Source organism: Haladaptatus sp. DYF46 (genome assembly GCF_021083305.1).
Lineage (GTDB): Archaea > Halobacteriota > Halobacteria > Halobacteriales > Haladaptataceae > Haladaptatus.
Map to the genome: position 1 here is coordinate 1,162,477 of NZ_JAJFAY010000001.1, position 16,995 is coordinate 1,179,471.

A 16,995-nucleotide genomic window follows, 5' to 3' on the forward strand; every position below is an offset into this window, starting at 1 on the left:
TTACTCCTGGAATTCGAGTCGGCCAGCGCGCCACCCGGGACGGAGGTGTGCTTTGCCACACTCGCTGCAACGGTACTTCAAGTCGGTCTTCTTCGTCGGTTTGTCCCCACCGGGAACCTTCGAGAAACCGCCGGCGTTACCGATGACGGCTTTGCCGCGTTTCTGCTGGCGAGCGTCCCACTTCATGCCGGTTCGTCGGCCGGTGCGGACCTTCTCGACTTCGTGTTCGTGGTGCGAGTGACAGTGCGGGCAGTACGTGTTAAATCGACGTGGCATCTGCATAGATATCGACCTTACGGAGAAATTGCGCGCGGGGACTTAAAACCCGTTTGGTTTCCACCTCGGCCGGGCGAGGGCGGATATATAGCGCCACCCATGCGAATGTTTTATTCAATTACTCAAATAAAAAATTTGAAGTTGTATTATAATGAATCATAGATTGGAGAACCATGATAAACATCGATCGACGGCGACTTCTCAAGGGAAGCGCAGCGACGGCGGCCGGACTCACGATTCTCGGTGCCGGAACGGTGAGCGCGGAACGGTACGGAATTCCCATCGTTTCGACGCGGGGCCACTTCAACGACGACGGCAGCCTCACCGCGGGACACACGCAAACGGGCTACGACACGACGGGCGACGTACCGGGCGTCGATGCCGCGTGCGTGGACGAACTGACCGTCTTCATCCACGGGTGGCACAAGACAGGGGACACGCCCGAGCAGAACGCGAAGGACAAGTTCCTCTCGGCCAAGAACAACCTCGAAGCCGCGGGCTACGGCGGGGCGCTCGTCGGCTATTCGTGGGACAACGACGCGGGCGGCGGTGCCGACTACGGGTGGGGTGAAGCCCAGACCGTCGCACAGAACAACGGCGTCAAACTCGCGCAGTTCGCCGTGGACCTCAAATACTACTGCCCCGACGTGACGCTTCGATTCGCCAGCCACTCGCTCGGCGCGCAGGTGCTCCTGAGTTCGCTCCGCTCGCTCGACGTGACCTCGTGGTGGACCGACCGGGGCTACGCCGTGGACTCCGTTCACATGCTCGGGGCGGCACAGGACAACGAGGCTCCGACCACGGAGTGGATGGACACCTACAACGCCATCGCGAACCAGACGACGGCGACGTTCAACTACCACAACACCGCCGACGACGTGCTCCAGTGGGTGTACAACACCATCGAGTTCGACCAAGCGCTCGGCGAGACGGGGTACGAGGACGGCAACACGCCCGCCCCGAACTACGTGGAGTACGATGCGACGTCCCAAGTCGGCGACGACCACTCGAACTACCTCGACACGCTCGGCGACGAGATGGTCTATCACATGGACAACGCCTCGTACTACGTTTAACGAGGGGTGACGCGGGGCGGGGCGAAAAGGCGGTTGCGAAGCGCTTAATTGACCGCCTTACAAATCGCAACGTATGAAGCGGCTCATCATCCACGGGGACCCCGGCATCCGAAAGAACGCCATCATCGACTACGACGACGAGGAGCAGGTCTGTTTCTCCATCAGCCGTCAGGGCGACTGGCACGGTCCGGACGAACCCCAACTGTGGTGCGTCATCGGCCGCGAGGAGGAGCGCGGCGACTTCGAGCGCCGAAACTACGTCCCCCACTGGCTCGACACCGAATCCATCGACGCCGGCGCGGTCGAGGTCGTCAAGCACGCAGACGATCTCGCCGTCTAAGCTACGTCATCTCGAACTCTCCCGTTTTCCCTCTCGTACCCGATGAGCCATGCCTCCCGGGAACGTTTCAACGACGCCTCGTTCGACCCCGAAAATCGCCCACCCGAAATCGCGAAAAGTGCAGGACGGTACCGATGTGCAAGCGCGAACGTGTCACGGTTGCACGAACTGTCAGTTTCCCGCCGAACAGGTCGGTTTTGAAAAATAATTACGAATACGTCGGCGTCGAACTGCCCACCCGTCCAGAATTTCGGGATCGTATCGGCTGAAATTTCTCCCAATCGGCTCGAAACCGAAAGGAGTGGCTTTCTTAACCGCACCACTCGTACGTTCTCCCATGACAGGCGTTCGGATCGCGGGAGTCGGACTGACTCACTTCGGGAAGCATCCCGAACGGACCGGCAGGGACCTCTTCGCCGAAGCGAGCGACGGCGCGTTCGCCGACGCGGAGGTGCCCCGTGAGGACGTAGAAGCGCTCCACTACGGGAACTTCATGGGCGAATTGGCCGAGCATCAGGGCCACCAAGGACCGCTCATGGCCGAAGCCGCGGGGGTTCTCGCACCCGCGACGCGCTACGAGAGCGCGTGTGCGTCCAGCGGCGTCGCGATTCGACAGGCGGTCAAGGACGTCCGAAACGGCGAAGCGGACGTCCTCCTCGTCGGCGGCGCGGAGCGCATGAACAACCTCGGAACGGCGAAGACGACCGAAGCCCTCGCCATCGCGGCCGACGACCTCTACGAGGTTCGCGCAGGGATGACGTTCCCCGGCGCGTACGCGCTGATGGCACAGGCCTACTTCGAGGGGTACGGCGGGTCGCGCGAGGATTTGGCCCACATCGCGGTCAAAAATCACGAGAACGCCGTGCCGAACGAGCACGCCCAGTTCCGGAAGGGAATCGAGGTCGAACAGGCCCTCGACGCGCCGATGATAGCCGAACCGCTCGGCCTGTTCGACGCGTGCCCGATCACGGACGGGGCGGCCGCGCTCGTCCTCGTCAGCGACGAGTACGCCGAGGAGAACGACCTGTCCGCGCCGGTTTCGGTGACGGGAACCGGACAGGGCGGCGACCGGATGGCGCTCCAAGGGCGCGAGTACCTGGCCCGCACACCGGCGGCGGAGGAGGCCGCCGAAGAGGCGTACGCCGAGGCGGGAATCGACGCGAGCGACGTGGACGTAGCCGAGGTCCACGACTGTTTCACCATCGCGGAGGTGCTGGCGCTCGAAGCCCTCGACTTCTACGCACCCGGCGAGGCTATCGGCGCGGCGCGACGCGGCGAGACGACGCGGGACGGGGACCGCCCGGTCAACCTCTCCGGCGGCCTGAAGGCCAAGGGCCACCCGGTCGGGGCGACGGGTGCCAGTCAGATGGTCGAGATGACGCGCATCCTGCGCGGTGACCATCCGAACAGCGACGCCGTGCCGGATGCGAACGTCGGCGTGGCGCACAACGCGGGTGGTACCGTCGCGAGCGCGACGGTGCACGTTCTGGAGGTCGGACAATGAGCGAAAACGCCCACGGCAACACCGGCTACGACGAGTGGGTGGACGCCATCGAGACTGGCGACGCGTACTACCTCGAATGCGCGAACGGACACGGGTCGTTGCCGCCGCGCCGAATCTGCCCCGAGTGCGGCGACACCGACCTCGAAGAAACGCCGCTTCCCGAAACCGGCGAGATCGACACGTACACGGTCGTTCACGTCGCGGCACCGGCGTTCACGGACGACGCGCCGTACACGACGGCCATCGCTGACTTCGGACCGGTCCGCGTGACGGCGATGGCACCCGACGACGTGGAAGTCGGAGACTCGGTGTCACTGGGAATCGGCGAATCGAAAACGAGCGGCGACCGACTACTGCAGTTCGAGTGGCTCTAGTTCGTCGAACAGCACTTCGAGGAACGGGCCGGGATGTTCGACGTGCGGAAGCAGTCGCGCCTCGTCGAACACGATGAGGCGCGTATCCCCTTCGTCCGCGAGTTCTTGCCCGCCTTCGAGCGGCGTGACCTTCGCTTCACGTCCCCAGACGAGCGTCACGGGAACGTCCACGCGGGCGATTTCGTCGCCGAGGTCCGCCTCGGGGTTGAGATAGCCAGAGACGAACGACGCCGGAGCGAAGCGAGCGCCCGGCTGATGGGCCGTCTGCCACTCGAACTCCACGTCCTTCTCCGTGTACGACGCTTCGCTGTAGTAACCGTCGCGGTCGTTGAACCGTCGAATCGAGCGCTTGCTGGCGAGCGCGTTGAACAAGGCCGTTCCGACGACAGGCGAGCGAAGCAGCGTGCGGAGCCACGTCCGCCGCTTTCCGGCGTCGTCGGTGGGGCAGATGAGTTCCAGCCGCGAGAACGCCCCCGTCTCCACCTGCGCGAGGACGGCGTAAGACCCCGTGAGCGAGGAGGCGAGACAGATGGCGTCGTCGGTCATGTCGTCCGCGAAGTCGACGATGAAGGAGGTGTAGAGTTCGGCGGTGTAGACGACCGGCGGGCGCGACGACCGACCGAATCCGGGCAAGTCGGGAGCGATGACGTGGTATTTCTGTGCGAGTTGCTTGAAAATCTGGTCGAACTCCTTGTTCGACGCGGCGGCGTGGACACCGTGGAGAAGGAGCACGTCAGGATTTTCCGGGTCGCCCGCCTCTGTGTAGGCGACGTCGAACCCGCGCCAGCGGTAGGTCCCCTGAAAGCCCTCCAAAGATGGACCGAGCGGTTCCGCACGCTTCGTGAGCGTTTTATTCACCAGTGCGGCGAGTCCGACCCCACTTGCCGTCGCTGTGGCGAGCCGTCGAAGTTTCATACGTAGGGTGGCGACCCGAGCACGTTTATCGGTTTTGCCAGAAATCAGTCGTGAAGGCACTCTTCGATGGGGGAGATCACCTCGTCGGCGACGGAATACGGGTCGGTCCGGCGCTCGAAGACGGCTTCGACCAACTCCTCGATGCCGCCGCGGGATTCGATTTCGGACGCGACGAGGCGGTTGGCGTCCTCGCGGAGGAGCGCCCGTATCTCCTCGGCGTATCTCGTTCGGGCTTTCGCGTCGAGCATGCCCGTGGTTTCGAGGACTTCGCGGTGTTCGTCGAGGACGTCGATGAACTCCGCGACTCCCTCGCCGCTCTTCGCCACCGTCTCGACGATTTTCGGTTCCCAATCGTAGTCCACGTCGTCGCCGAACTCGGGCGTCGGTTGCCCGTCGCGCATGTGGACCATCTCGGTGAGTTCCGTGACCGTCCGGTTCGCGCCGGGGAGGTCTGCCTTGTTCACCACGAACACGTCGGCGATTTCGAGGATGCCCGCCTTGAGCATCTGCACGTTGTCGCCGCTCTCGGGAGGGACCAACACGGCGACCGTATCGGCGGTCTTCACGATGTCTATCTCGTTTTGGCCCGCGCCGACCGTCTCGACGATGATCTTGTCCTTGCCGAACGCGTCGAGGGCCTTCACGGCGTCCGACGTGGCCGTCGAGAGGCCGCCGAGACTGCCGCGTGCGCTCATCGACCGGAAGAACACGTCCATGTCGCCGACGTTGCTCGCCATGCGAATGCGGTCGCCGAGGACGGCCCCACCCGTGAAGGGGGAGGAGGGGTCGATGGCGATGACGCCGACAGTTTCGCCGCGTTCGCGGTAGTCGTTCGCCACCTTGTCCACGAGCGTCGATTTGCCCGCGCCGGGGCTGCCCGTGATGCCGATGATCTCGGCGTCACCCGTGTGGGAGTGCAGTTCCGAGACGAGTTCCCGATAGCCGGGGTCGCGGTTCTCGATTTTCGTGATGACTCGCGCCAGCGCCCGGTGCTTCCCGTCGAGGAGGTCGGCGAGCAAATCCGCGTGCGTCGCGCTCATCGTTCGGGCGCGTTTTCACGGACGAACTCGATAGTCTCTTCCATCGGCGTGCCCGGACCGAACACCTCCGCGACGCCGAGTTCCTTGAGTTCGGCCTTGTCGTCGTCGGGGACGACGCCGCCGACGAGGATGAGGGTGTCATCGAACGCGTCGTACTCCTTGAGACCGTCGACGATTTTGGGAACGAGGGTGTCGTGGGCACCCGAGAGAATGGAGATTCCGAGGACGTTCACGTCCTCCTGCACGGCGGCCTGCACGATTTCGTCGGGGGCGTTGTGCAGTCCCGAGTAGATGACTTCGAATCCGGCGTCGCGGAAGGCCCGCGCGATGACGTGTGCGCCGCGGTCGTGGCCGTCGAGTCCGACCTTGGCGACGAGGCAGCGAATCGACTGCTGTTCCTGATCTGCGCTCATACACCACCCTTCCCCGCGTTCGGGTTTCACTTTAACGGAAATACATGTGAAAAACGAGTTGCGAAAAAACAAGTCCGGTTGTTATGCGCGGGCGGCGGTTCCATGCGTCGGTCGGTGGTCGATGGGGTGGCATGCGATGGTTGTGGAGTGGTTTACTCCTCCAACACCGATTCCTCCGCTCGATTCTTGAGGAGGCCGACGACTTTCGCCCCTACGACGAGCGCGAGGGGCCAAACGAAATCCAGCGGGTCGGAGCGGAGCGCTTCCTCGATGTTCGCTATCGCGTGGAACCCGGCGGCGTCGAGGAACACGACGATTCCGACGGCGAGGAGGACGACGATGAGCACCGATTCGGAGTCGGGGAGTGCGGATTTCGGGTCGTCCCAGAAATCGGTATCCGTGTCCGTCGTCCCCGTTTTCGTCGGATAGTTCGGACTGGACCATCCGTCGCGTCGCATCGTAGTCGCCCGAACCGCGATTCCGCTCGCGATGATTGCGACGTTCACGTACAGGTTGGAGAACACGCCCTCGCCGACGAGTTCGAGGGAGAGGCCGATAGCGCAGGAGAGACCGATTGCGAAGTGTGCGGCGAGTTCCGGACGGGACCGTGCCTCGCGGCCGGCGCTGAGCGCGAACACCATTCCGGAGACGGGGATGAGCACGCGGAGCAATTTCCGGGCCGCGTCACTGTCGGTGAGGCCGGTGAAGGCCGCGAGGACGAGCATTCCCATGAATAGGAGGACCAACAGGGAACGGGGAGAAGGAATTCTACCGAGGGAGGACATTGCTATTCGATGATATTACACGCGGTGCAATAATTCCATCGGAGAGAGAAAATCGCGTCCCAATCCCACGAGATGAGAACGAAGCGAAGCCACCTTACCCCGGCAGTCCCAATCGCCCGTCATGGCTACGGCGAACGCGCGACAACGTGCGCGGGAGAGTCCGGCGAAAGTGACGGCAGTCCTCTCGGTTATCGGATACGTACTCGTCCTCGGGACGTTCGCGGGCATCCTGCCGATTTACCCATCCATCGGGCGGGAAACCATCAACGTGCTCTCCGACGCGATCGCGGTCGTGAACACCGTCGCAACCGTCTCACTCGCGCTCGGTTGGTACTGGATTCGCAACGGGGAGGTCGAGAAACACCGCGCCGCGATGATAACCTCGTTCTGTCTCATCCTCGTCTTCCTCGCGCTCTACCTCACGAAGGTCGGCGGGAGCGGCGGCGAGAAACACATCCTCGTGGAGGGAATCGTTTACTACGCCTATCTCATCATGCTCGCGATTCACATCGTTCTCTCGGTCGTCTCCGTCCCGGTCGTGCTGTACGCCCTCGTTCTCGGACTCACCCATACGCCCGCCGAACTCCGCGAGACGGCACACGCGAAGGTCGGCAGAATCGCGGCCTCGGCGTGGATTCTCTCGCTCTCGCTCGGCGTCGTCACGTACGTCATGCTCAATCACATCTACGGCTGGACCATTCCGGCGTAACGCTCACGCCACGTTTTTATCGAGCCTTCTTTCGGAGGAAACAGTGAGGTTACTGACGAGTGTACTCGAATCCGATGGATGACGAGGACGCAGTTGAGGACGACGGGGAAGCACAGGCGCGGGCCATCCTCGACCTAATTTCGCTCCAGTTCTCGGCTTCGCCCGTCGAAGCGCGAAGTGAACTCCTCCGTTCCGAGGAGCGTTTCGAGTCGGCGTTCGAACTCCGACTCGGAGACCTTCCCGGCGGCGTACTTCCGTTTCAGTATCTCCACGGCGTCGTCCTGCTCGTCGTGGTTCCCGGACGATACGGACGTCGAGGACGACGAGACCGACGAGTCGGGATACGCCCTCGCCGACTCCACGTTTCCGATGAGCGAGAGGTACACCGGCCACAGGACGGCGACGGTCAACAGCAGGGCACCCAAACTTATCGACATGAGGAACGGGAAAAAGAGGAAAATCCCGAACAGTCCGGTGTTGTTCAGGCTGGCGAAGGCAATACCGAAGAAGAACATGCTAAGCGACCCGGACCCAATCGAGAGGAGCAAGCGCCCGAGCGCGCCGTCCGGCGTGTAGTGTTCGACGAGTCGATGCCAGCGGCGTAACTTCGACTCCGGGGAGGGACGATTGACCATACCGCGGGTTCTTTCCGGTCGCTAATATTCGTTGTGGTCGTGTAGAATAGATAATACGATACGCTCAATCCGTCTCGGGAATCGCGTACGCCCCGGCGAGGAAGAACGCCACCGCGAGCACCGCGAGAACCACCAAGTCGCCGCCGCTCGACCCCCCGGAGTAGGTGAGTATCCGCACACCGCGTGCGAAGTAGGTGAGCGGCGAGAGGTTCATCACCGGTTGGAACCACGACGGCAGGAGGTCCGGCGTGACGAACGTGTCCGAGAGGAAGAGGAGCGGCAGGGCGATGGCGTTGCTGGCGGCGATGACGCCGTCCGCCGATCCGGCGAAGCTACCGAGGAGCGCCCCGAGACCGCAGAACAACCCGACGGCGAGCGCGATGAACACCGCGACGAGGGGCAACGCGCCGAACGAGACGCCCGCGTTCGTCACCAGCGCCATGAGCGCGAGGATGATGATGCCCGCCAACCCGATGATGACGACGTTGACGAGCGTGTGCGCGAGCAACCACTCGGCGCGGGTGAGCGGCGTCGTCGCCAGTTTCTCGAAGCGGTTGGACTCGCGGTGACGGGACACCGAACTCCCCACGCGCGACAGCGGCGTGAACAGCACGACGACGGCGAGGTAGCCCGGCAGATAATACGCCGCCGGTTTCGAGAACAGGCCGCCCGAACCACCGGACCCCGGGTTCGTCTGCACCAACACCGCGAAGATGAGGATGAGGATGACCGGGAAGAAGAACGTGAAGAAGACCGCCGTGCGGCGGCGGAGGAACGACCGCCACGCCGCACCGGCCTCCGAACGAACGCGACCGACCGTCGTCATCGGTCACCCCCGGCGATTGCGGCCTCGCCGGCACGTCGCGTCGTCTCGGGTCCGATCGATGCCCCCGTCAGTCGGAGGTACACGTCCTCCAAGTCGGGTTCGGTCCACGTCAGCGCCTCGTACTCCACGCCGCGCGAGTTCAAATCCGCGACGACGTCACCGATGTCGGCAGGCGTCACGCCGTCGAAGACCAATCCGGAGTCGGTTTCCTCGACGGTGTAGCCCATCTCGACGGAGGCGCGAGGCGTCGCCGTCTCCACGACGAGGCGACTCTCGCCTCCGTGTTCGCCGATGAGCGCGTCGGGCGTCCCGACGGCGACGATTTTTCCGTCGGCGAGGAGGCCGACTCGGTCGGCCAGTCGCTCTGCCTCGGCCATGTAGTGGGTCGTCAGAAACACCGTCGTTCCGCCCGCCGCGAGGTCCTCGACGAGCGACCAGAGCGCGCGGCGTCCCGCCGGGTCGATTCCCGTCGTCGGTTCGTCCAGAAACAGGATATCGGGGTCGTTGACCAGCGTCGCGGCCACGCACACGCGGCGTTGCTGTCCCCCCGAGAGGTTCTCGTACCACGTATCGCCGGTATCGGAAAGCCCCACGTCCGCGAGCGCCTCGTCCGGGTCGCATGCACCGTCGTACAATCCAGCGTAGTACGCGACGAGTTCCCGCGCCGAGAGGCGGGCCGGCGGGTCGAACGACTGCGGGAGCAGACCGACCCGTGATTTGTCCACGGTACCGGGCGGAACACCGAGGACGGAGACGGTCCCGCCGCCGGGAGTCGTCGTCCCGGTCAGTGACCGGATGAGTGTTGTCTTGCCCGCACCGTTCGGCCCGATGAGCGCGAACACCTCGCCCGCGCCGACCGAGAGTGAGACGCCGTCCAATGCGACGGTATCGCCGTACTCCTTCCGAACGTTATCGGCGACGAGTGCGTCGGACATGCCAGAAACTTCTCGCCGTGCCTAGGTAAGAGGTTCGATTCGAGCATCAAGCGGTACGTCGTACGACGTTATATCGGAGCGGGAGATGGCTGGCTGAAGATAGTTCCGTCGGGAGAATTTTCTCCCTTTCATCGGTCCGCCGAGTCAGTTCGTCGAGCCTTCCAGCGTTGCTTCCATCGCCCGCAGACGCTCGATACGTTTTTCGGTCGGCGGATGCGATATCGGCGTTCGGAGTCCGAGTTGGGTCGAGAGAGGAACGACCGAAAGCGCGGCCGCGCCGTCGAGTTCCCGTAAATCCTCGGTCGGCGTCCCTTCGATTTCCGCTTCCAGCGTCTTGAGCGCCCTCGCCAGTTCCGCGGCGTTGCCGGTGATTCGAACCGCGCCGCGGTCCGCCGCGTACTCCCGATAGCGACCGATGATGTGCGAGAGCAGGGCGCTTGCGAGCCAGAACAGGCCCGAAACGACGAAGAACGGGAGCGACAACAGGACCAGAAAGAGAGTGACCACTCCGGCCCGAAGGGACTGTTTCGCCACGTCCACGAACGCTCGAACGAGGTGGAGGGAGAACGACGCGATAAACAGGGAAATCGTCGGCAAGAGCGATGCGACGGACATCACGGCCACGTCTCGATGCTTGATGTGAGCGAGTTCGTGTGCCAACACCGCTTCGACTTCGTCGCGGTCCAGCACGTCGAGCAGTCCGGTCGTGACCACGATGGTCGAATTCGACGGGGAACGTCCGACGGTGAACGCGTTCGGAACGTCGGTGTGAGAAACCGCGATATCGGGGGCTTCGATGTCCGCTTGCCGCGCGAGTCTGGAGGCGATGGCGTGCAGCCCGGCCGCTTCGTCCGTTCCGACGCGGCGGGCACCGACCGACCAAAGGGTCGCCCGTTTTCCGACGAGATACAGGAATCCGAGGAGACCGGGCGTTCCGAGGGCGACCACCGCCAGTCCGACGGGACGTTTCGCGGCGTCGCTATAGTCGGCATCGCGAGGGAGAACAGGAAGAAAAGCGCCACGGTAAACGCGAACGGCAACAACGCGGCGAGACAGAGCGCGAGCGCCATCCGCAGTTGGAGGTTTCTGTCGGGTTTCCAATCCATTCGTCGGAGAATACTCGGAGGGATGGCATGAGCTTTGCCGTCTTTATCACCGAATCGTCGGCCGCCAGTACAACAGCGCGACGGTGACGACGAAAACGACGGTGGAGATGTCGTAGGACCCGGACGAAACCGTGGCGGCAAGCCCCGACCCCGCGCCCGCGACGCCGGTGACGAGCGACGCCACGATGGGCCACGAACAGCTCACACACGAGAACAGGCCGAGGAGGCCGGAGATTGCGGACCCCGCCGCATCGAGGATGGTCGCGTAGACGAGGTACGCGAGCGCCAGATAGCCGACCAGCTTGAACGGCATGAGCGACACCCGAACGAGGCCGTTGTGAAAGAGGAGCGCCGGCCCCCATCCGGGCGGAAGCCACGCGATTCGGAGGCCGCTCGCGGGCATGCCGGGCATCGAGTGGGCGGGACCGAACAGGCCGCCGAAGTAGGCGACCAGCAGGAAGTATCCCGACGCGAGAACGAGTCCGATCAGCCTATCGCGGTCGTTCCGGGCGATGGGCTTCGTCTTCACCACCGCGAGGAGGGCGACGTTTATCCAGATGAACGGATACAACAGGTAGCGCAGTTCGCCGCCTGAGTAGTTCGAGATGGCGAAGTAAAGCAACAGCGCGAACAGTTCCGCGTTCAGCACGACGGCTCCCCACAGCAGCGATTCGCCGGTCGGTCGGTATCGTGCGAAACCGGTGCTCATAGTACGAGTGCGTCGACGACGATGGCGACGAGGAGCGCGCCGAGGTAGGCGTTCGACGCGTGGAACGAGCGGAACGCCGCCGCGTCGTCGCGTTCGTGGTGCAATTTCACGACGGTCACGAGGAAGACCGCACCGAAGACGACGGTCGTGACGGCATACAGCCATCCGAGGGTCGTCACCGTGGCGAGCGCGCCCGCCGCGAGGAGCGTCGCGCCGAGCCAGAGCAGGATGTGTTTGCGGGTTTCGGCCTCGCCGCGGACGACGGGCATCATCGGGAACCCGCCGCGTGCGTAGTCGTCCTTGTACGCCAGCGCGAGGTTGTAGAAGTGGGCGGGCGTCCACAGGAAGATGACCCCGGCCAACACCAACGCGGGCAGGCCGACGCCGTCCGTCACGGCGGCCCACCCGATGAGCGCCGGAAGCGACCCCGCCAAGCCGCCGATGACGGTGTTCTGTACCGTGTTCGGCTTCAGGATGAGCGTGTAAATCACGCTGTAGAACACGATGGCGAACAGGCCGAACACGGCGACGAGCAGGTTCACCGAGAGGAAGACGGCCAGCGACGCGACGGCCAACAGGACGCCGAAGGCGATGGCGTTCCGGACGGGAATCTGTGCCGTCGCGGCCGGGCGGTCCGCGGTGCGGTTCATCCGCTGATCCACGTCGCGTTCGAGGACGTGATTGAACGTCCCGCTCGCGCCGATGGAGAGGACACCGCCCGTGAGCGTCGCGACGACGGTTCCGACTTGGAGATTCGGTCCCGCCGCGAGCGCCATTCCGGCGGAAGCGACGAGACAGAGCAACCACATCAGCCGCGGCTTCATCAGACGGAAGTAGGCGTAGGCCGTCGCGCGGAGTCCCGAGAGGTCCCCGGTCGTTCCCGGCGTGTCGGCCGGTTCCGGGTCGGTGAAGCTCATGCCGACCGGACCGCTGCTCGCTTCGGGTTCGAGCGTCCATGCGAGGGCGAGGACGACGCCGACGAAGATGGCCATCCCGACGACGAGGTGGACGGCGGCGAACGAGGTCGTCGTCGCCGTCGTCGCCGCATACGCACCCAACACGACCTGCACCGGATAGAGGACGGCGGCGAAGCCGACGGCGGCCTTCACGCGTGGTCGTAAATCCCCGAGGAGCGCCAATGCAGCCGTCGCAAGCAAACACAGGCCGACGACGAGTGCGACGGCGCGGTGGGTCCACGCGATGAGGAGTTTCGGGTCGGTGAGCGGAACGAGCCAATGGCCGTTGCAGGCGGGCCACGTCGAACACGCCGACGCGGCGTTGACGAGCGACGTCGTCGCACCGACGACGACCAGCAGGTACACGCCGACTGCTGTCGCCGTCAGTGTCCGTTCGAACAGTCCGGATGAGGAATCCTGCAATGCCACCGTTGTTTGACGATTTGAATCCCCGCGTACTTAGGCCATCCGACTTTCGGTGACGACGAAGACAGCACATATTTATGGGTCTCTTCCGAAGCCTAGGTCAATATGGATTCCAAGCGGATAGCGTTCGTCGCGGCGCTCGGCGCGACGCTCCTCGCGGTCGCCGTCGACCCTGTGGCGGCGTACAGTTCGACGACTGAACGCCTGATTCAAACGCTGAACGGACAGTTGCTGTACGCAGGAATTCCCATCGCGGTGCTCGTTGAGGGTATCCTCATCTACACCGTGCTGAAGTTCCGCAACAACGACGAACCCCTCCCCACGAAGGAGAACCGACGCCTCGAAATCACGTGGACGGTCGCCACCGCAATCGTCCTCCTTTTCGTCGGTTACGCCTCCTACGGTGTGATGGCGAACCAGTACATCACGACGACGCCACAGGACGCGATGAATCAGGAAGCGAACGCGGTCAACGTGGACGTCGTCGGCCAGCGCTACGTCTGGACCTACAACTACCCCGACCACAACATAACGGGCTCTTCCGAACTCGTCGTTCCGACGGGAAGACCGGTGTATTTCAACGTCACGTCGAAGGACTGGATTCACTCGTTCCACGTCCCGGAACTCGGATTGAAACAGGACGCCATCCCGAACCAGCATCACACTCTCAAGACGAAGCTCACTGAGACGGGCACCTACCAAGTCTACTGTGCGGAGTACTGTGGTGTCGGTCACTCGAACATGCTGAGCAAGATCAAAGTCGTCTCCAACGAGGAGTACAAAAAGTGGCTGAAACAACAGCAACAGGAGAACTCGTCGGGCGGCAGTTCGAACGGCACGTCGGGTAACAGCACCTCGGGCGGCAACAGCACGTCGGCCTGAGACCGCTTTTCTCTCGTTTCGATACTCCCCCTAGCGGAGTCTCTCTCCCGCTTCCGCCGAGCGCCTTTGGGTGCATTTTTAGTAGTCGGGCAGTAACCGTCTCTGTATGACGGTAACGGACGATTCGACAGAGGAGCACGGCCATCACCTCCCGGCCGTCGAAGACTGGCCGAAAGGCTTCGGCGAGGCGTCGTGGTGGCCCTTCATCACCGCGATAGGCGGGGCAGGGTTCTACGTCGGTGCCGCACTGTTCATCCTTGGACGCGGTTCCGAACCGCTCGTCGGGCCGACCATCGGTCCCGCGGTGTTCATCGCCAGCGCCTTGGTCTTCCTCGTCGGACTGTACGGCTGGTTGTATCACGCATTCGTCAAACACTTCTGGAGCAGGGACACCCACGAAGCGGGTTCGAACGCGCTCCGCTGGGGAATGATATCGTTCCTCGGGTCCGAAATCGCGACGTTCGGGGCCGGGTTCGTCTACTACTTCTTCATCCGCGCTGGGACGTGGCCCCCGACGGGTGCAGAAATGCCCGACCTCGTCGGCTCGCTCGTCATCGCCAACACGGCGTTGCTGGTCGCGAGCAGCATCACGCTCCACTGGGCGCACGTCGAACTGCGGAAGAACAACCGCAGTCGCTTCATCGCCGGTCTCGGCGCGACGCTCCTCCTCGGAATCGTGTTCATCGGCGGGCAGGTGTACGAGTACTACGAATTCATCGTCCACGACCACTTCACCTTCACGGGCGGCATCTTCAACAGCGCGTTCTTCGGCCTGACCGGCCTGCACGGTCTGCACGTCTCGATGGGTGCGGTGCTCATCGGTATCGTCTTCGTTCGTTCGCTCACCGGACAGTACTCGGCGGACCGCCACGTCTCCGTATCGACCGTCTCGATGTACTGGCACTTCGTGGACGTGGTCTGGATCTTCCTCGTCGTCGTGCTGTACGTCGGCGCGGAGATGCAGTTCTGACCGCGAATTCTCACGGTCGATTTTTCATCCTCCCCCCGAGTGACCGCCTCGGCCATCCCCGCGAACGCGAAAATACGCGCTTCGCAAGATTGAAACGCGACAACGGAGAATTCGGTGGTATGGAACTGCGGGTTATCGAGAAGAGCGATACGGAACTCCGGATCGAAATCGGGGGCGAAGACCACACCTTCATGAACGTGCTGAAGGGTGCACTCCTCGAAACCGAGGGCGTCGCAGCGGCGACGTACGACCTGAACCCTGAACAGTCGGGCGGCCAGACCGACCCGCTCCTCACCATCAAAACCGAGGGCGGCGTCGACCCCCTCGACGCGTTGGAAGCCGGAGCACAGAACGTCAAAGACAAGACGAACGCCTTCCGCGAGGCGTTCGAATCTGCGGCCTGATTCTCACCCGGTCGAACGTTTTCGACGCCGACAGACACAACCGTCTGACCCCCGGCGTGGCGGTGACCGACTACAACCGCACAGGTACGTCCCGCTCCGCGAGGTACTCCTTTACCTCCCGAATCGAATACTCGCCGAAGTGGAAGATGGACGCCGCGAGCGCCGCGTCGGCGTTCGCGTCCGCGAACACCTCGTAGGCGTCCTCCGGCCCGCCGCATCCCGAGGAGGCGATGACCGGCGTCGAAACCGAGTCGCAGACGGCCTTCGTCAGCGGGACGTCGTAGCCGTCCTTCGTCCCGTCGGCGTCGATTGAGTTGACGAACAGTTCGCCCGCGCCGCGCGATTCGGCTTCTCTCGCCCATTCGACCACGTCGATGCCGGTTCCCTCGCGGCCGCCCTTGACCGTGCACTCGAACCAGCAGGACTCGCCGTCCACCTCTTCGTAGTGTTCGCCCCCCTCGTCGAACCGCCGTCGGGCGTCGACGCTGATGACGATGCACTGGTTGCCGAACGCCGTCGCGCCCTCGGTGACGAGTTCGGGGCGCTCCAGCGCGGCGGTGTTGATGGATACCTTGTCCGCACCCGCTCGGAGGGTCTCCTTGATGTCCTCTCGCGTCCGAATCCCGCCGCCGACGGTGAGCGGGATGAACACTTCGTCGGCCACCTCGGAGACGACGGAAAGCATCGTCTCGCGGCCGTCGGCGCTGGCCGTGATGTCGAGGAAGACGAACTCGTCCGCGCCCGCCTCGTTGTACTGTCGCGCCATCTCCACCGGGTCGCCGGTGTACTTCAGGTCCTCGAAGTTGACACCGGTGTACACCGCCGGGTTCCCGTCGTCGTCCAAATCCACGTCGATGCACGGGATTATCCGCTTCGTGAGCGTCATTGGGTGTGGGTTGGGAACCGGGTGGCAAAAGGAGTCGGGTTACTGGAAACCGTTGCGAACAAACGACGAGACGGTTCCAGCGACATCGGGGATTCGAGATTTCAGAGTTTCACTGTGGCGCGCGCTGGCACCGACCTGAGGCCAGTGGACGGCCGAAGGTCGATGCTGACAGCGTGCGAGGGATGAGCGAAGCGAATCGGTTGGGGAGGGTGTGGTTGATGCGATGCTGTGTGGGGTTGGACTGAAAGGGGCCGCTTGCTCGCGCTTGCGTGGTTGCTTCAGCGGCCCCTCTCGATGAGGTGTGCGGGTTGCACCGAATCGAGATGCCGCTGAACAACCGCGAGCAGGCGGGGGCTTTCGGGGACTTCCTCGTAGTGCGTGCAATCACAGCAGAGTCATCGTTTTCTTGTAGCGGGCGGATTGCCGACGATAGGGCACGTCAAGGGAGAAAAAACGAGGATACTGAATCCCATCGGGTTTCATCATTTTCTCTCGTAGAGCAGTAAATACTACTGAATCATACTAAACGACACCCTCTCGCGCCCCGAACACCGATACATCGAAGTACCGCGCACGCAGAACTGCAACCATGCAAGAAGACACCGACCCGGTACAGCACACGGACGGAATGTCGCGACTGACCTCCCCGATGCAGGAGTTCACGATGGGACAGGTGACGACCGGATTCGTCGTCCTCGTCATCGGTCTCGCCGTCGTGGTCGGCGTTCCACTGTTGCTCTGAGGGGTCGTATTCCGTTTTCGAGGCGATAGACGAGGAGCGATGAGCGTTTCCAGCGAACCGGAACAACCCGTCCAACGATCGGAGAC

The 16,995-nt window shown here is 63.3% G+C and carries 21 protein-coding genes; 9 read left to right on the plus strand and 12 right to left on the minus strand.

What is annotated here, in order from left to right; genetic code table 11:
- Positions 1–282, minus strand: a complete 282-nt coding sequence (locus LJF34_RS06510; protein WP_066143248.1) for a 50S ribosomal protein L44e — start codon at positions 280–282, stop codon at positions 1–3.
- 167 nt (positions 283–449) lie between these two features.
- Here LJF34_RS06510 and LJF34_RS06515 point away from each other — a divergent pair, with 167 nt between their 5' ends.
- The 4 genes from LJF34_RS06515 to LJF34_RS06530 all read left to right on the plus strand — a co-directional run bounded on the left by LJF34_RS06515 (position 450) and on the right by LJF34_RS06530 (position 3,570).
- On the plus strand, positions 450–1,352 hold the full coding sequence (locus LJF34_RS06515; RefSeq protein ID WP_231184040.1) for a twin-arginine translocation signal domain-containing protein: 903 nt from the start codon (positions 450–452) through the stop codon (positions 1,350–1,352).
- A gap of 73 nt (positions 1,353–1,425) precedes the next feature.
- Entirely contained in the window at positions 1,426–1,692 is a 267-nt protein-coding gene (locus LJF34_RS06520) for an HAH_0734 family protein (RefSeq protein WP_231184041.1), read from the plus strand.
- 337 nt (positions 1,693–2,029) lie between these two features.
- The gene (locus tag LJF34_RS06525; RefSeq protein ID WP_231184042.1) at positions 2,030–3,196 is read left to right on the plus strand and encodes a beta-ketoacyl synthase N-terminal-like domain-containing protein; all 1,167 of its coding nucleotides are present in this window, start codon (positions 2,030–2,032) and stop codon (positions 3,194–3,196) included.
- The gene (locus LJF34_RS06530; protein ID WP_231184043.1) at positions 3,193–3,570 is read left to right on the plus strand and encodes an OB-fold domain-containing protein; all 378 of its coding nucleotides are present in this window, start codon (positions 3,193–3,195) and stop codon (positions 3,568–3,570) included. Before LJF34_RS06525 ends, LJF34_RS06530 begins: the two co-directional genes overlap by 4 nt.
- Here the strand turns inward: LJF34_RS06530 and LJF34_RS06535 are convergent.
- The 4 genes from LJF34_RS06535 to LJF34_RS06550 all read right to left on the minus strand — a co-directional run bounded on the left by LJF34_RS06535 (position 3,547) and on the right by LJF34_RS06550 (position 6,723).
- Positions 3,547–4,485: an alpha/beta hydrolase gene (locus LJF34_RS06535; protein WP_231184044.1), complete on the minus strand. Its 939-nt coding sequence runs from the start codon at positions 4,483–4,485 to the stop codon at positions 3,547–3,549. The genes LJF34_RS06530 and LJF34_RS06535 overlap by 24 nt on opposite strands.
- Before the next feature lie 44 nt (positions 4,486–4,529).
- Entirely contained in the window at positions 4,530–5,525 is a 996-nt protein-coding gene (gene meaB, locus LJF34_RS06540; protein WP_231184045.1) for a methylmalonyl Co-A mutase-associated GTPase MeaB, read from the minus strand.
- Positions 5,522–5,938 (minus strand): cobalamin B12-binding domain-containing protein, encoded by a 417-nt coding sequence (locus tag LJF34_RS06545; RefSeq protein ID WP_231184047.1) that lies wholly within the window; start codon positions 5,936–5,938, stop codon positions 5,522–5,524. The genes meaB and LJF34_RS06545 overlap by 4 nt, the downstream gene beginning before the upstream one ends.
- 152 nt (positions 5,939–6,090) lie before the next feature.
- A complete protein-coding gene (locus LJF34_RS06550; RefSeq protein WP_231184048.1) occupies positions 6,091–6,723 on the minus strand; it encodes a hypothetical protein in 633 nt (210 codons plus the stop codon).
- Positions 6,724–6,844: 121 nt separating this feature from the next.
- Between LJF34_RS06550 and LJF34_RS06555 the strand changes: the two genes are divergently transcribed.
- Positions 6,845–7,432, plus strand: coding sequence for a DUF420 domain-containing protein (locus LJF34_RS06555; RefSeq protein ID WP_231184049.1), 588 nt, complete (start codon positions 6,845–6,847; stop codon positions 7,430–7,432).
- Between the two features lie 134 nt (positions 7,433–7,566).
- Here LJF34_RS06555 and LJF34_RS06560 read toward each other — a convergent pair whose 3' ends face one another.
- From LJF34_RS06560 to LJF34_RS06585, 6 genes are all read right to left on the minus strand, one after another.
- Positions 7,567–8,067, minus strand: coding sequence for an SHOCT domain-containing protein (locus LJF34_RS06560; RefSeq protein WP_231184050.1), 501 nt, complete (start codon positions 8,065–8,067; stop codon positions 7,567–7,569).
- A gap of 64 nt (positions 8,068–8,131) precedes the next feature.
- Complete coding sequence (locus LJF34_RS06565; protein ID WP_231184051.1) at positions 8,132–8,893, minus strand: ABC transporter permease; 762 nt, start codon at positions 8,891–8,893, stop codon at positions 8,132–8,134.
- Positions 8,890–9,828, minus strand: a complete 939-nt coding sequence (locus LJF34_RS06570) for an ABC transporter ATP-binding protein (protein WP_231184052.1) — start codon at positions 9,826–9,828, stop codon at positions 8,890–8,892. Before LJF34_RS06570 ends, LJF34_RS06565 begins: the two co-directional genes overlap by 4 nt.
- 144 nt (positions 9,829–9,972) lie before the next feature.
- A complete protein-coding gene (locus tag LJF34_RS06575) occupies positions 9,973–10,776 on the minus strand; it encodes a M48 family metalloprotease (RefSeq protein WP_231184053.1) in 804 nt (267 codons plus the stop codon).
- A 204-nt stretch (positions 10,777–10,980) separates the two neighbouring features.
- The gene (locus LJF34_RS06580) at positions 10,981–11,643 is read right to left on the minus strand and encodes a hypothetical protein (RefSeq protein WP_231184054.1); all 663 of its coding nucleotides are present in this window, start codon (positions 11,641–11,643) and stop codon (positions 10,981–10,983) included.
- On the minus strand, positions 11,640–13,022 hold the full coding sequence (locus tag LJF34_RS06585) for a heme o synthase (protein WP_231185046.1): 1,383 nt from the start codon (positions 13,020–13,022) through the stop codon (positions 11,640–11,642). Before LJF34_RS06585 ends, LJF34_RS06580 begins: the two co-directional genes overlap by 4 nt.
- 108 nt (positions 13,023–13,130) lie before the next feature.
- On the opposite strand from LJF34_RS06585, the gene coxB reads away from it, so the two are divergent.
- From coxB to LJF34_RS06600, 3 genes are all read left to right on the plus strand, one after another.
- Entirely contained in the window at positions 13,131–13,907 is a 777-nt protein-coding gene (gene coxB, locus LJF34_RS06590) for a cytochrome c oxidase subunit II (RefSeq protein WP_231184055.1), read from the plus strand.
- A 106-nt stretch (positions 13,908–14,013) separates the two neighbouring features.
- The gene (locus LJF34_RS06595) at positions 14,014–14,877 is read left to right on the plus strand and encodes a heme-copper oxidase subunit III (protein ID WP_231184056.1); all 864 of its coding nucleotides are present in this window, start codon (positions 14,014–14,016) and stop codon (positions 14,875–14,877) included.
- Between the two features lie 119 nt (positions 14,878–14,996).
- Positions 14,997–15,281: a DNA-directed RNA polymerase subunit L gene (locus LJF34_RS06600; RefSeq protein WP_231184057.1), complete on the plus strand. Its 285-nt coding sequence runs from the start codon at positions 14,997–14,999 to the stop codon at positions 15,279–15,281.
- A gap of 70 nt (positions 15,282–15,351) precedes the next feature.
- Here the strand turns inward: LJF34_RS06600 and hisF are convergent, their stop codons facing one another.
- A complete protein-coding gene (gene hisF / locus LJF34_RS06605) occupies positions 15,352–16,167 on the minus strand; it encodes an imidazole glycerol phosphate synthase subunit HisF (protein ID WP_231184058.1) in 816 nt (271 codons plus the stop codon).
- A 589-nt stretch (positions 16,168–16,756) separates the two neighbouring features.
- Here hisF and LJF34_RS06610 point away from each other — a divergent pair.
- A complete protein-coding gene (locus LJF34_RS06610) occupies positions 16,757–16,909 on the plus strand; it encodes a hypothetical protein (protein WP_231184059.1) in 153 nt (50 codons plus the stop codon).
- The last annotated feature ends 86 nt before the right edge of the window (positions 16,910–16,995 follow it).

What these genes read in the sequence shown, in the direction of transcription:
- LJF34_RS06595 (WP_231184056.1), top strand. Translation starts at nt 14,014, where the DNA reads ATGACGGTAACGGACGATTCGACAGAGGAGCACGGCCATCACCTCCCG.
- meaB (WP_231184045.1), bottom strand. Translation starts at nt 5,525, where the DNA reads ATGAGCGCGACGCACGCGGATTTGCTCGCCGACCTCCTCGACGGGAAG.
- LJF34_RS06510 (WP_066143248.1), bottom strand. Translation starts at nt 282, where the DNA reads ATGCAGATGCCACGTCGATTTAACACGTACTGCCCGCACTGTCACTCG.
- LJF34_RS06580 (WP_231184054.1), bottom strand. Translation starts at nt 11,643, where the DNA reads ATGAGCACCGGTTTCGCACGATACCGACCGACCGGCGAATCGCTGCTG.
- LJF34_RS06550 (WP_231184048.1), bottom strand. Translation starts at nt 6,723, where the DNA reads ATGTCCTCCCTCGGTAGAATTCCTTCTCCCCGTTCCCTGTTGGTCCTC.
- LJF34_RS06610 (WP_231184059.1), top strand. Translation starts at nt 16,757, where the DNA reads ATGCAAGAAGACACCGACCCGGTACAGCACACGGACGGAATGTCGCGA.
- LJF34_RS06565 (WP_231184051.1), bottom strand. Translation starts at nt 8,893, where the DNA reads ATGACGACGGTCGGTCGCGTTCGTTCGGAGGCCGGTGCGGCGTGGCGG.
- LJF34_RS06545 (WP_231184047.1), bottom strand. Translation starts at nt 5,938, where the DNA reads ATGAGCGCAGATCAGGAACAGCAGTCGATTCGCTGCCTCGTCGCCAAG.
- LJF34_RS06520 (WP_231184041.1), top strand. Translation starts at nt 1,426, where the DNA reads ATGAAGCGGCTCATCATCCACGGGGACCCCGGCATCCGAAAGAACGCC.
- LJF34_RS06555 (WP_231184049.1), top strand. Translation starts at nt 6,845, where the DNA reads ATGGCTACGGCGAACGCGCGACAACGTGCGCGGGAGAGTCCGGCGAAA.
- LJF34_RS06535 (WP_231184044.1), bottom strand. Translation starts at nt 4,485, where the DNA reads ATGAAACTTCGACGGCTCGCCACAGCGACGGCAAGTGGGGTCGGACTC.
- hisF (WP_231184058.1), bottom strand. Translation starts at nt 16,167, where the DNA reads ATGACGCTCACGAAGCGGATAATCCCGTGCATCGACGTGGATTTGGAC.
- coxB (WP_231184055.1), top strand. Translation starts at nt 13,131, where the DNA reads ATGGATTCCAAGCGGATAGCGTTCGTCGCGGCGCTCGGCGCGACGCTC.
- LJF34_RS06530 (WP_231184043.1), top strand. Translation starts at nt 3,193, where the DNA reads ATGAGCGAAAACGCCCACGGCAACACCGGCTACGACGAGTGGGTGGAC.
- LJF34_RS06560 (WP_231184050.1), bottom strand. Translation starts at nt 8,067, where the DNA reads ATGGTCAATCGTCCCTCCCCGGAGTCGAAGTTACGCCGCTGGCATCGA.
- LJF34_RS06515 (WP_231184040.1), top strand. Translation starts at nt 450, where the DNA reads ATGATAAACATCGATCGACGGCGACTTCTCAAGGGAAGCGCAGCGACG.
- LJF34_RS06525 (WP_231184042.1), top strand. Translation starts at nt 2,030, where the DNA reads ATGACAGGCGTTCGGATCGCGGGAGTCGGACTGACTCACTTCGGGAAG.
- LJF34_RS06600 (WP_231184057.1), top strand. Translation starts at nt 14,997, where the DNA reads ATGGAACTGCGGGTTATCGAGAAGAGCGATACGGAACTCCGGATCGAA.
- LJF34_RS06570 (WP_231184052.1), bottom strand. Translation starts at nt 9,828, where the DNA reads ATGTCCGACGCACTCGTCGCCGATAACGTTCGGAAGGAGTACGGCGAT.